The organism is Halovulum marinum, assembly GCF_009697225.1.
Lineage (GTDB): Bacteria > Pseudomonadota > Alphaproteobacteria > Rhodobacterales > Rhodobacteraceae > Halovulum > Halovulum marinum.
Map to the genome: position 1 here is coordinate 1 of NZ_WIND01000009.1, position 11949 is coordinate 11949.

Annotated in this window: 12 protein-coding genes and 1 tRNA gene; 7 read left to right on the forward strand and 6 right to left on the reverse strand. The window is 68.8% G+C overall.

What is annotated here, in order from left to right:
- Positions 1–88 precede the first annotated feature (88 nt).
- Together GE300_RS12290 and msrP are read right to left on the reverse strand one after the other, a co-directional pair.
- Positions 89–736 (reverse strand): protein-methionine-sulfoxide reductase heme-binding subunit MsrQ, encoded by a 648-nt coding sequence (locus tag GE300_RS12290; protein WP_154446872.1) that lies wholly within the window; start codon positions 734–736, stop codon positions 89–91.
- Positions 736–1671 carry a protein-methionine-sulfoxide reductase catalytic subunit MsrP gene (gene msrP / locus GE300_RS12295; RefSeq protein ID WP_154446873.1) on the reverse strand — a complete coding sequence of 312 codons (936 nt, stop codon included), beginning with the start codon at positions 1669–1671 and terminating at the stop codon, positions 736–738. The genes GE300_RS12290 and msrP overlap by 1 nt, the downstream gene beginning before the upstream one ends.
- Before the next feature lie 407 nt (positions 1672–2078).
- On the opposite strand from msrP, the gene GE300_RS12300 reads away from it, so the two are divergent.
- The gene (locus GE300_RS12300; RefSeq protein ID WP_233416975.1) at positions 2079–2567 is read left to right on the forward strand and encodes a fasciclin domain-containing protein; all 489 of its coding nucleotides are present in this window, start codon (positions 2079–2081) and stop codon (positions 2565–2567) included.
- A gap of 66 nt (positions 2568–2633) precedes the next feature.
- Here the strand turns inward: GE300_RS12300 and clpB are convergent, their stop codons facing one another.
- Positions 2634–5237: an ATP-dependent chaperone ClpB gene (gene clpB, locus GE300_RS12305; RefSeq protein WP_154446875.1), complete on the reverse strand. Its 2604-nt coding sequence runs from the start codon at positions 5235–5237 to the stop codon at positions 2634–2636.
- A 167-nt stretch (positions 5238–5404) separates the two neighbouring features.
- Positions 5405–5812, reverse strand: a complete 408-nt coding sequence (locus GE300_RS12310; RefSeq protein WP_154446876.1) for a hypothetical protein — start codon at positions 5810–5812, stop codon at positions 5405–5407.
- Positions 5813–5928: 116 nt separating this feature from the next.
- Between GE300_RS12310 and pyrF the strand changes: the two genes are divergently transcribed.
- From pyrF to GE300_RS12330, 4 genes are all read left to right on the forward strand, one after another.
- Entirely contained in the window at positions 5929–6630 is a 702-nt protein-coding gene (pyrF, locus tag GE300_RS12315; protein ID WP_154446877.1) for an orotidine-5'-phosphate decarboxylase, read from the forward strand.
- 64 nt (positions 6631–6694) lie between these two features.
- Entirely contained in the window at positions 6695–7471 is a 777-nt protein-coding gene (locus GE300_RS12320; protein ID WP_233416976.1) for a ParB/RepB/Spo0J family partition protein, read from the forward strand.
- 1002 nt (positions 7472–8473) lie between these two features.
- Positions 8474–8611, forward strand: a complete 138-nt coding sequence (locus GE300_RS12325; protein ID WP_154446879.1) for a hypothetical protein — start codon at positions 8474–8476, stop codon at positions 8609–8611.
- Positions 8612–8811: 200 nt separating this feature from the next.
- Entirely contained in the window at positions 8812–10074 is a 1263-nt protein-coding gene (locus GE300_RS12330) for a DNA polymerase IV (protein ID WP_154446880.1), read from the forward strand.
- A gap of 303 nt (positions 10075–10377) precedes the next feature.
- Here GE300_RS12330 and GE300_RS12335 read toward each other — a convergent pair whose 3' ends face one another.
- A complete protein-coding gene (locus GE300_RS12335) occupies positions 10378–11235 on the reverse strand; it encodes an N-formylglutamate amidohydrolase (RefSeq protein ID WP_233416977.1) in 858 nt (285 codons plus the stop codon).
- A 138-nt stretch (positions 11236–11373) separates the two neighbouring features.
- On the opposite strand from GE300_RS12335, the gene GE300_RS12340 reads away from it, so the two are divergent.
- Both GE300_RS12340 and ykgO read left to right on the forward strand, forming a co-directional pair.
- A tRNA-Val gene (locus GE300_RS12340) sits at positions 11374–11448 on the forward strand.
- A gap of 79 nt (positions 11449–11527) precedes the next feature.
- Positions 11528–11653: a type B 50S ribosomal protein L36 gene (gene ykgO, locus GE300_RS12345; RefSeq protein WP_010141322.1), complete on the forward strand. Its 126-nt coding sequence runs from the start codon at positions 11528–11530 to the stop codon at positions 11651–11653.
- 113 nt (positions 11654–11766) lie between these two features.
- On the opposite strand, the gene GE300_RS12350 is transcribed toward ykgO, so the two are convergent.
- Positions 11767–11940 (reverse strand): DUF1059 domain-containing protein, encoded by a 174-nt coding sequence (locus GE300_RS12350; RefSeq protein ID WP_154446882.1) that lies wholly within the window; start codon positions 11938–11940, stop codon positions 11767–11769.
- Between the last annotated feature and the right edge of the window lie 9 nt (positions 11941–11949).

Here is an 11949-nt window from a genome sequence, read left to right on the forward strand (position 1 = left end):
GCCGCCGGTGAGGGGTTATCTACGGATCCACACCCCGACTCGCAAGACCAAAATGCGCTTTTCAGGCATTTTTTTGGCTGACCCAGCGTCAGGCGGCGGTCCGCAGCTCGCTCCGCGCCCGCCGGCGCCTTGTCCAGGCCCTGTGCAGCGGGCGATAGGCGACCAGCGCCACCGCCAGCGTCAGGTACAGCACCGGCTCGGCGGGCCAGGATTTTACCGCCCACAGGTAATGCACCCCGGCCAGGATCGCCGCCGGATAGACCAGCATGTGGATCCGGTGCCAGGTCTGCAGCCGCAGCCGGCGCACCGCGGCATTGTTCGAGCTGGCCGCCACCGGCGCCAGCAGCAGCAGCACGATCAGGCCGACGACGATGTGCGGCCGCTTGATCAGCTCGCGGCCGATCTCGCCCCAGGCCAGCTGCAGGTCCAGCACCAGCCAGACCGACAGGTGCAGCAGCATGTAGTAGAACGCCATCAGCCCGATCAGCCGCCGGAACCGGATCAGGCTGATCCGGGTCTGGTGCAGCAGCGGCGTCACCAGCAGGCTGGCCAGGAACAGCTGCAGCGCGAACTTGCCCAGCTCCTGCTCCAGCGCCTTCACCGGCTCGGCGCCCAGCCCGCCGGTCAGACCCAGGTACAGCCACCAGGCGGCGGGCACGAATCCCAGAACGTAGCCGGGCCAGATCGGCACCCGGCGCAGCCAGTGGTTCAGCTTCGATGCGACGGTGGTGGTCATCAGAAGTTCCGCGCCAGGTCCATGCCGGCATACAGCTCCGCGACCTGCTCGCCATAGCCGTTGAACATCTCGGTGTCGCGTTTCCTCGACAGCAGCCCGCCGCCGACCACGCGTTCGGCGGCCTGGCTCCAGCGCGGGTGGTCGACCTGCGGGTTGACGTTGGCGTAGAAACCGTACTCGTTCGGCGCCTGCCGGTTCCAGCTGGTCGGCGGCTGCTTCTCGGTCAGGGTGATGCGGACGATAGACTTGATCGACTTGAAGCCGTATTTCCACGGCACCACCAGGCGCAGCGGCGCGCCGTTCTGGTTCGGCAGTTCCTCGCCGTACAGCCCGGTGGCCAGGATCGTCAGCGGGTGCATCGCCTCGTCCAGCCGCAGCCCCTCGACATAGGGCCAGTCCAGCAGCTGGAAGAAGCCGCGCTGGCCGCGCATCTCGTCCGGGCGCACCACGGTCTCGAAGGCGACGTATTTCGCCGCGCCCAGCGGCTCGGCCCGCCGCAGCAGGTCGGCCAGCGGAAAGCCGACCCAGGGCACGACCATCGACCAGGCCTCGACGCAGCGCAGCCGGTAGATGCGCTCTTCCTGGGTGGCGGGGACGATGTCCTCAAGCGCGTGCTTGCCGGGGTTCGCCACCAGCCCGTCGATGGTCACGGTCCAAGGCTCGGTGGTCAGCGCGTCGGCGTATTTCTCGGGATCGCCCTTGTCGAGGCCGAACTCGTAGAAGTTGTTGTAGCTGGTGACCAGCTCCTTCGGCGTCGGCTTGTCAGGGGCGGGACCGGTCCAGGGCGTATACTCCAGCGCCGCCGCGGGCCGCGCCCCGGCGGCGCCGGCCAGCGCCAGCGCGCCGGCGCCGGCGAGCAGCTGGCGGCGGTCCAGGTAGGCCTGTTTCGGCGTGATCTCGGAAGGCCGGATCCCGGCAGTGTGTCGTATCAGCATGGCGATCTCCGCTTCAGGTCGTCAGGGGTGTGCGCCCGCAATGCAGGTGGCGCGGCGCACGCTTCCCCAAAGATACGGTACGGAAACGAAATTTGGCTCACGATCGCTCCATCCCGGCGTGTGCGGCAGCGGCCCGCGACGGCTCAGGTAACTGGAATAGCTTGTAAAAACCCGGAAAACACCGCGCGTAAACCTTTTGTGACTTCAGGTTCCCGACGGCCGCGGCACCGGCGCCGCCGTCGCGATCCGGTGCCCCTCGCGGCCCGGTGAGCATCGCGGCTCGCGGCCGCCGGGCGGGTTCCGCCGGTCCGCGCGATCGGCGGGACATCGCCGTTCGTTTGGCGCCGCGCCGCGGCTGCGCTAGCATGCACGACGGCGCCTGTCGCCGAAACCTTGGGGAGTCCACAATGAATCGCAGATCCGTCGTGGTGGGTGCGCTGGCCGCATCGGCGGTGGCCGCCTGCACGCCCGAGCCGCCCGAAGCGCCGCGCACGCTGGTCGACGTGGCCCGCGCCGACGGGCGCTTCAACACCCTGCTGACGGTGATGGAGATCGCCGGGCTGACGCCGACCCTGGCCGCGCCGGGGCCGTTCACCCTGTTCGCGCCGACCGACACCGCCTTCGCGCAGGCGCCGCAGGGCGCGGTGGCGCAGCTGATGCAGACCCGCAACCGGGCGCAGCTGGCGACGCTGATGGCCTATCACCTGGTCGCCGGACAGCTGACCACCGCCGACATTCCGCTGGGCCGCTCGCAGGTGGTCTCGCTGCAGGGCACGCCGCTGTCGCTGGAATGGAACGGGCTGCTGCTGTCGGTGAACGGGGCGCTGGCGTCCAGATCCGACGTCACCGCCGACAACGGCGTGATCCACGCCGTCAACCAGGTGCTGCTGCCCTGAGCGGCAAGGGCCGGCCCGAACCCGGACCGGCCCCATACTATATTATACGCCCCCAGTCGGCGCGGCTCAGTGTACCGTCGCCTCGCGCGGGGTGCGGCCGGCGGCGTGATCGCCCACCGCCAGTTCGCCGGCGACCTCGGTCACCGGCACCGTGGCGCCGTCCAGCACCTCGCCGGCGAGCAGCATCTCGGCCAGCGGGTCCTGCACCGCCTTCTGGATCACCCGCTTCAGCGGGCGCGCGCCGTAGACCGGGTCGTAGCCCTTGTCGGCCAGCCAGGTCCGCGCGGCCTGGTCCACGTCCAGCGCGATCTTCCGGCCCGCCAGGCGCTGCTCCAGGATGCCCAGCTGGATGTCGACGATCCCGTCCATGTCGGCCCGACTCAGCCGGTCGAACAGCACGATCTCGTCCAGCCGGTTCAGGAACTCGGGGCGGAAGTGCGCCCGCACCGCGGTCATCACCTGCTCGCGCACCGAGGCGCTGGCCGCCCCTTCGGGCAGCTCGCTCAGCGCCTGGCTGCCAAGGTTCGAGGTCAGGACGATCAGCGTGTTCTTGAAGTCCACCACATGGCCCTGGCCGTCGGTCAGCCGACCGTCGTCCAGCACCTGCAGCAGCACGTTGAACACGTCCGAATGCGCCTTTTCGACCTCGTCGAACAGGATCACCTGGTAGGGCCGGCGCCGCACCGCCTCGGTCAGCACGCCGCCCTCGTCATAGCCGACATAGCCCGGCGGCGCGCCGATCAGACGGGCGACCGCGTGCTTCTCCATGAACTCGGACATGTCCACGCGGGTCATCGCGGTGTCGTCGTCGAACAGGAACTCGGCCAGCGCCTTGGTCAGCTCGGTCTTGCCGACGCCGGTGGGGCCGAGGAACAGGAAGCTGCCCATCGGCCGGTTCGGATCGTTCAGCCCGGCGCGCGCCCGGCGCACGGCGTTCGACACCGCGGCCACCGCCTCGTTCTGGCCGATCACCCGGCGGCCGATCTCGTCCTCCATGCGCAGCAGCTTGTCGCGCTCGCCCTCCAGCATCCGGTCCATCGGGATCCCGGTCCAGCGTTCGACCACGGCGGCGACATGCTCGGGCAGCACCGCCTCCTCGACCATGACGTCCGACTCCTCGGCCGCCTCGGCCTCCGCCAGCCGCTTCTCCAGCCCCGGGATGACGCCGAACTGCAATTCCCCGGCGCGCGCCAGGTTGCCCTCGCGCTTGGCCTGGTCCAGCTCGGCGCGGGCCCGGTCCAGCTGCTCCTTGATGTCGCGGGCGCCGGCCAGCTTGTCGCGCTCGGCCTGCCACTGCGCGGTCATCTCGGCGGAACGCTCCTGCAGCACCGACAGCTCCTTCTCCAGCGTCGCCAGACGGTCCTTCGAGGCCTCGTCGGTCTCCTTCTTCAGCGCCTCGGCCTCGATCTGCTTCTGCATGATGTCGCGGTCCAGCGCGTCCAGTTCCTCGGGCTTACTGTCGACCTCCATCCGCAGCCGGCTTGCGGCCTCGTCCATCAGGTCGATCGCCTTGTCCGGCAGGAACCGGTCGGTGATGTAGCGGTTCGACAGCGTGGCCGCCGACACCAGCGCCCGGTCACTGATCCGGATGCCGTGGTGCAGTTCGTACTTCTCCTTGATCCCGCGCAGGATGCTGATCGTGTCCTCGACCGTCGGCTCGGAAACCATCAGCGGCTGGAACCGCCGCGCCAGCGCCGCGTCCTTCTCGACGTGCTTGCGGTACTCGTCCAGCGTGGTCGCGCCGATGCAGTGCAGCTCGCCCCGCGCCAGCGCCGGTTTCAGCAGGTTCGAGGCGTCCATCGCCCCGTCCGCCTTGCCGGCCCCGACCAGCGTGTGCATCTCGTCGATGAACAGGATGATCTCGCCGGCGGCGTCGGTGACCTCGTTCAGCACCGCCTTCAGACGCTCCTCGAACTCGCCGCGGTACTTCGCCCCGGCGATCAGCGCGCCCATGTCCAGCGCCATAAGCTTCTTGTTTTCCAGGCTTTCCGGCACGTCGCGGTTGACGATGCGTAGCGCAAGGCCCTCGGCAATCGCGGTCTTGCCCACGCCGGGCTCGCCGATCAGCACCGGGTTGTTCTTGGTGCGGCGCGACAGGATCTGCATGGCGCGGCGGATCTCCTCGTCGCGGCCGATGATCGGATCGATCTTGCCCTGCTCGGCGGCCTCGGTCAGATCGCGCGCGAACTTCTTCAGCGCCTCGAACGTGTCCTCGGCGCTGGCGCTGTCGGCGGTGCGGCCCTTGCGCAGATCGTTGATCGCCTCGTTCAGCGCCTGCGCGGTGACGCCGCCCTCGGCCAGCGCGTCCTTGGCGCCGCCCTTGACCACCGCCAGCGCCGTCAGCAGCCGTTCGACGGTGACATAGCTGTCGCCCGCCTTCTCGGCCAGCTTCTCGGCCTCGGCCAGCACCTTGCCGGCCTGCTGGTCCATGTAGATCTGCCCGCCCTCGACCCGGGGCTGCTTGTCCAGCGCCGCCTCGACCGCGCCCAGCACCCGCGCCGGGTCGCCGCCGGCGCGCTTGATCAGGTTCGCGGCCAGGCCCTGGTCGTCGTCCAGCAGCGCCTTGAGAAGATGCTCGGGAACGAAGCGCTGGTGGCTCTCGCGCATCGCGATGGTCTGGGCGGCCTGCACGAATCCCCGCGCCCGCTCGGTGAACTTCTCGAAGTTCATGTGTCTCTCCGTTACAGCGCCCCGTTCCGCGCCTTCTACGAAGCACACGCTGACGGGACCTCGGGTTGATATCTGCACAAGATATGGGCAGAGGCCCCGCCACGCACAAGGCGCGCGATCCGGTTTCCGGACCGCGCGCCAAGCCGTTCATCGCGCGTGGGGCGCGGTTACTGCGAGGTCTCCGGCGCGGGCTCGGTCTCGGCCGGCGCGGCGTCCTCGGCGGGCGCTGCATCGGCGGGCGCCGCGTCCTCGGCGGGGGCGGCCTCGTCGGTCGCCGGCGCGGTCTGCTCGGTGGTCACGCCCGACTCGACCTCGACGTCGACCTCCGCCGGGGCGGCGCCGTCCGCCGGCACCTGCTCGACCGCCGGCGGCGCGGTCTGCACGATGTCGTCGTCGCCGCCGCCGGCGAAGATGAGCAGCAGCCCCAGCACGATCACCAGCGCGACCACCGCCACGACGATCGCCCCGGTGCGCCCGCCGCCGGTGGCGGGCGGCGGCGGGGTAACGCCGTCGTTCGGGCCGTAGCCGGGACGGGGTTTGGTTTCCTGACGCACGATCTCGCGTTCGTCGACCATGATCTCCTCCTATCGACTGTCCGCAGGGCAAACGCTTGCGCAGGCAGCATCGTTCCGCCCCCCTTGCGCCCGGCCCCGGCCTGCGCGAAAACCCGCCCAAACCGCAGGAGAGCGCGATGACCGACGCCGACGACCGCCTGATCGTGGCCCTCGACCGCCCCGACGCCCTGTCGAACCTCGACCTGGTGCGGCAGCTCGGCGCCTCGGTCGGCTTCTACAAGATCGGCCTCGGGCTGCTGACCGGCGGCGGACTGGCGCTGGCCGACGAGCTGAAGCAGTCCGGCAACCGGGTGTTCCTCGACCTCAAGCTGTTCGACATCCCGGCCACCGTCGCCGCCGCGGTGCGCGGGCTGGCGCAGTACCGGCTCGACCTGCTGACGGTGCACGGCGATCCGGCGGTGGTCGCCGCCGCCGCCGACGGGCGCGGCGCCGCGCCGACCCGGATCATGGCGGTCACCTTCCTGACCTCGGCCGACCGGGCCGATCTCGACACCATGCTGATCCGGCCCGGCGACATCGCCGCGCTGACCTGCGAGCGCGCCGCCCGCGCGCTCGACGCCGGCGCCGACGGGGTGATCGCCGCGCCGGGCGAGGCGGCGGCGATCCGCGCCCTGCCGCAGGCCCGCGGCAAGCTGATCGTCACCCCCGGCGTGCGCCCCGCGGGCAGCGCGCAGGGCGACCAGAAGCGCACCGCCACCCCGGCCGAGGCGATCGCCGCCGGCGCCGACCACATCGTCGTCGGCCGCCCGATCCACGCCGCCGCCGACCCGCGCGCGGCGGCGCGGGCGATCCTGGCCGCACTGCCGAGCCGCCGCTGACGCAACGCCACGCGGCGTTAACCACGCCCTGCCCATGCTGCCGGTCCCACGGAAAGGACCGGCCATGACCCACGCGATCACCCTGATCCCGCTCGCCAGCATCGACGACCACGCGCTGACCCGCGACCGGCCGGAGCCGGACCCCGGGGAACTGCGCCAGCTCAGGCACGCGATCTTCACCGGCGGCCTGCGCCAGCCGATCGAGGTCTTCGCCCTGGCCGAGGGCGGCAGCCACGCCTACGGCCTGCTCGCCGGCTACCGCCGGATCACCGCCTGCCGCGAACTGCTGGCCGAGGGCCGGACCGGGACCGACCGCATCGCCGCCTTCGTGCGCACCCCGCGCGACGCCGCCGAAGGCTACCGCGCGATGATCGAGGAGAACGAGATCCGCGCCCGGCCGACCCCGTGGGAGCGGGCGATGATCGCGGTCGAGGCGCACTGCCAGAACCTGTTCGCCTCGATCGACGAGGCGGTGACCGGGCTCTGCAAGGACGCCAGCCCCACCAGGCGCAGCCGGATCCGCGCCGTCGCCCGGGTGATCGAGCATCCGGGCGAGGTGCTGCACCACGGCCGCGCGCTCAGCCTGACCCGGTGCCTGCGGATCGCCGCGCGCTGCGCCAAGGGCTTCGCCGGGGTGATGTACGCGGCGCCGCAGACCCTCGCGCGCCGCAACGCCGGGCGCGAGCGGGAGGCGCTGCGCCCCTGTGTCGTAGCGGCCGAGGCGCTGCTGCGCGACCGCCCCACGCCCCCGAGCCCCACCCCGGCCGCCCGCGCCGCGTCGCCTACCTCAAGCCCAACCTGGTGCTGCGCCGCAAACGCTGCCCTGACGGGTCCGGCCTGAAGTTCACCGGCCGCGGAGCGGACGCGCACCTGATTGATCTGGCGATGGCGCACATTGAGGGGCTGTTTGAGCCGGGGGGAGGAAAGTACCGATATACAAGCTACTCGCCACAGCCTTGGACAGGTGCATCAAGACTAAGGAAGCTTACATACACTTGCGCACTTCCCACCAGAGCCAAGGCGAGCGTTAGAATAACTGCAACGTTCTGAATTCGAATGACGTCGGCATGCTTCCTATTTTCCTCATCCATAACAGACAGGGTATGGTGTGCTTTCGGTAGTATTTCATATCTGTGGTCTTTATAATGAACGTCCCCCGTGGCGAATACCCACAAATAATATGCCCGCAGAATATCGCGTTCTGGATGCCACACCCAGAGATTTCCATACCGCCAATTAATGTAGTCCACAATACTCACACCAGATGTTCCGTTTTTAGTCAACATTCTATGCATATACTTAAGAACATCATTCCTTTGGTCCCAAAACAATCTCTTTTTCCCAAATATCCACCGTCGAAACCGATCATAGAGAAGTGAACGCCGCCCCCTAAACGTAAGCCTTCCCAAAATATAATTTACGGGCCCGCTATATATTATCTGGATCTCTCCAAAATACTGCTCTATTGTCACAAAGCTTCCGTGAAAAATGTCAGTAGAAATTAGAGCCTTATGTGGTAAATCCCTCTTATTCGCCCAATACAAACCTCTTATAGTAGAATCATCGCACACGACTATGAGAAATTTTCTTTTATCACTATAGTCGCCTAAGTATACAGCGTTATAATTTCTCGCTGAAAGCCTGTTTGCGCCCGATAGCGGTATGCGATGCGGCGCAGGTCGCTTCATAGCAACCTTGATCGCGAATAGTTTAATCTTTGTAATTATGCTCGCTTTCAATTTCCTAATCACTTTCTCTTTCTGGCTATCGCGCCAGTCTAACCTTTCAATATGAGTCGAAGTTGTTTATATCGTAGGGATCCTAAACAACCAACGAGGATGGCATGACGCGCCTGCACAGCGCAATCACGACCCTTTGGGACTATCTCAACCCGTCCGAGCCCTCGGCGCTCTACCTGATCGGGTTCCTGGCCTTCGCCCTGGCCGCCTTCGCCGCCGGGCTGCTCATCGGGCAGATCTGACCGCGGATCGCGCCGGCGGCGGCGCCCTCACGGTGCCTCCCGGCCCCCCGCGCCGCGCCCGGAAATCCGCGTCAACACAGTTTTCATGGACGGTCCCTGTGATTTCAGGGGGTTGAGGCGGTTTTCACTGTGACAACCGCCGTTTCCACGCGGCCACGCCGGCTCTCGCCCCCGCCCCGCCGGGGGCATAGAATACCCGCATGGACACGCTCTGCCGCGACTGCTGCACCCTGGTCGACCTCGCCCCCGGCGCGCGGCGCTGCCCGGCGTGCCGCTCGCCCCGGCTGACGTCTCACCCCGAACTGACGCAGCTGTCCATCGCCCACATCGACTGCGACGCCTTCTACGCCACCGTGGAAAAGCGCGACGATCCGGCCCTGCGCGACAAGCCGGTGATCGTCGGCGGCGGCAAGCGCGGCGTGGTCTCGACCTGCTGCTACATCGCCCGGATCCGCGGCGTCCGCTCGGCGATGCCGATGTTCAAGGCGCTGCAGCTCTGCCCCGAGGCGGTCGTGGTGAAACCCCGCGGCGCGGTCTACGTCGAGGTCTCGGGCCGGATCCGCCGGATGATGGAGGAACTGACCCCGGTGATCGAGCCGCTGTCGCTCGACGAGGCGTTTCTCGACCTGACCGGCACCGCCCGCCTGCACCACGCCCCGCCCGCCGTGCTGATGGCCAGGCTGGCCCGCCGGGTCGAGGTCGAGCTGGGGATCACCGCCTCGGTCGGCCTGTCCCACAACAAGTTCCTGGCCAAGATCGCCTCGGACCGCGACAAGCCCCGCGGCTTCACCGTGATCGGCCGCGCCGAGACCGGGGCGTTCCTCGCCGCCCAGCCGGTCGGCGTGATCTGGGGCGTCGGCCACGTCACCCGCGAGAAGCTGGCCAACGACGGCATCCGCACCATCGCCGACCTGCTGGGCCGCGACCGCAAGGCGCTGGCCGCCCGCTACGGGCAGATGGGCGACCGGCTGTGGCGGCTGGCCCGCGGCCAGGACAGCCGCCCGGTTTCATCGCGCAACGCGGTGAAGGGCCTGTCGAACGAGACCACCTTCCACGAGGACACCTCGGACCCCGAGCTGCTCGACGGGCACCTCTGGCGGCTGGCCGACAAGGTGTCCTCGCGGCTCAAGGCCAAGGACATCGCCGGCCGGGTCGTCACCGTGAAGCTGAAGCGCGCCGACCACCGGCTGCTGACCCGGCGCCACGCCCTCGACCAGCCCACCCAGCTGGCCGGGGTGATCCACGCGACGGCGGCCCCCCTGCTGCGAAGATCGCTGGCCGAGGCGCCGTTCCGCCTGCTCGGCGTCGGCCTGTCCGACCTCGTTCCCGGGCATCTGGCCGACCGCGAGGCCGACCTGCTCGACCCCACCGCCCGCAGCCGCACCGAGGCGGAACGGGCGACCGACCGGATCCGGGCCCGTTTCGGCGAGGATTCGATCCTCAAGGGCCGGGCGCTGCGCTAGGAAGCATGCAAGCTGTTCATCCCGTGGGCGAATTGCCTGATTTCCGCGCAGCCGTGGCAGAATCGCACCGATCTGCATCAATATCAGGCGGGCCCCGTTGACTTCGCTGCAGTGCGGCATAATTCTGGTCATGTTGATGCGCTGCATCACGCGCCCGTTCCCGGGCGTTTCCTCCCTAGACTTGGGCCGTGCCTTGCGCACGGCCCTTTTTTCGTCGCCACCGGCCGCGCATCGGGCAGCTGCGGCCGCTGAGCCGGATGCCGTCGGGGCGGGCTGTCCGGGGCGGGCTGTCTGGGGCGCGGATTATTCGGCGGCGAGCGGCGTGGCGGCGTCCATCAGCCGGCTCAGCCCGGCGACCACCGCGTCGATGCGCGCGGCGACGTCGTCGTAGTCGTGCCGCGGCGCCAGCCGCCGCTCGTCCATGTAGAGCGCGCGGTCGATCTCGATCTGCAGCGCGTGCACGCCGCGCGCCGGGCGGCCGTACTGCTGGGTGATGTACCCGCCCGCGAACGGCGCGTTGCGCGCCACCACGAAGCCCTGGCCGGCGAACAGCTCGGCGGCGCCGTCGATCAGCCAGCGCCCGCAGGCGGCGCCGAACCGGTCGCCGAGAATCACCTCGGGGCGGCGGCCGCGCACCAGCGGCGCGGCGCCCACCGCGTCGTGCGGCATCGAGTGGCAGTCGATCAGGATGGCGTGGCCGAATGCGTCGCGCTGGCGCGCCAGCAGCGTGTCGAGCTGGGCGTGATAGGGGTGATAGCCGTGGCGCAGCCGGCGGAACGCCTCGCGCAGGGGGATCTTGCCGCTGCGGATCGGCCGCCCCTCGGAGACGACGCGGGGAATCACCCCCAGCCCGGCGGCGACCCGCGGGTTCGCGCCGCGCCGCTGCGCACCGACGATCAGCGCCGGGTCCAGTTCGTCCGCGCCGCGGTTCAGGTCGACATAGGCCCGTGGCAGCGTCGCCGCCAGCAGCGGCGCGCCGTGGCTGGGCGCGGTCGCGAACAGCCGGTCGACGAAGGCGTCCTCGGACGAGCGGATGCTCATCGGGTCGAGTTCGGTTGTGGCCAGAAATTCAGCCGGATAACGGTCGCCGGAATGGGGCGAGCTGAACACCGCCGGAGAGGTCCACCGGCTGGGTTCGCTCAGGGTGAAGGCACTCGTCAACGGGCGGCACTCCGGTCTGTGTGATGGCTGCGCAGAGTAGTGCAAGATCCGGGCCGGCAAAAGGGCTTGAACCCCCCGGCGCATGTTATTATACGAACGGCTCACACCGGGTCGCTTCGGCGGGCCGGCAGCTGTTTCGGGCGTATAGCTCAGCGGGAGAGCACTTCGTTGACATCGAAGGGGTCACTGGTTCAATCCCAGTTACGCCCACCATTCCTTCTCGCCGGTCCCGCGGCGTGCAACGCAACCAAGGCGCAGGCAAGTCCGCGCGCCGCATGACAGGAGAGAGGCCATGAAGGTCAGAAACTCGCTTCGCTCCCTCAAGCAGCGCCATCGCGATTGCCGCGTGGTGCGCCGCAAGGGCCGCGTCTATGTGATCAACAAGACCCAGCGCCGGTTCAAGGCCCGCCAGGGCTGAACCCGCCGCAGGGATCGGATCCAGATCGGAAAGGCCGCCTTCACGGGCGGCCTTTCTGGTTTGCGGCGTCTTTCCGGTTTGCGGGGGCCGGGTCGCGATTCCCCGCCGCCGGGCTATTCCTCGCGGATCGCCGATCTCACCTTCTCGACCAGCTCCGGCGTGGGTTCCAGGTTGTGCGCCTCGCGGGCGTGGGTGGCGGCGGCCTGCAGGATCTCGTCCTCGGTCTCGGCCTTCGCCTGGAAGGTGCAGCCGGGCATCAGGTCGCCGCACTTCAGTACCTTGGTCATCGCTTCCTC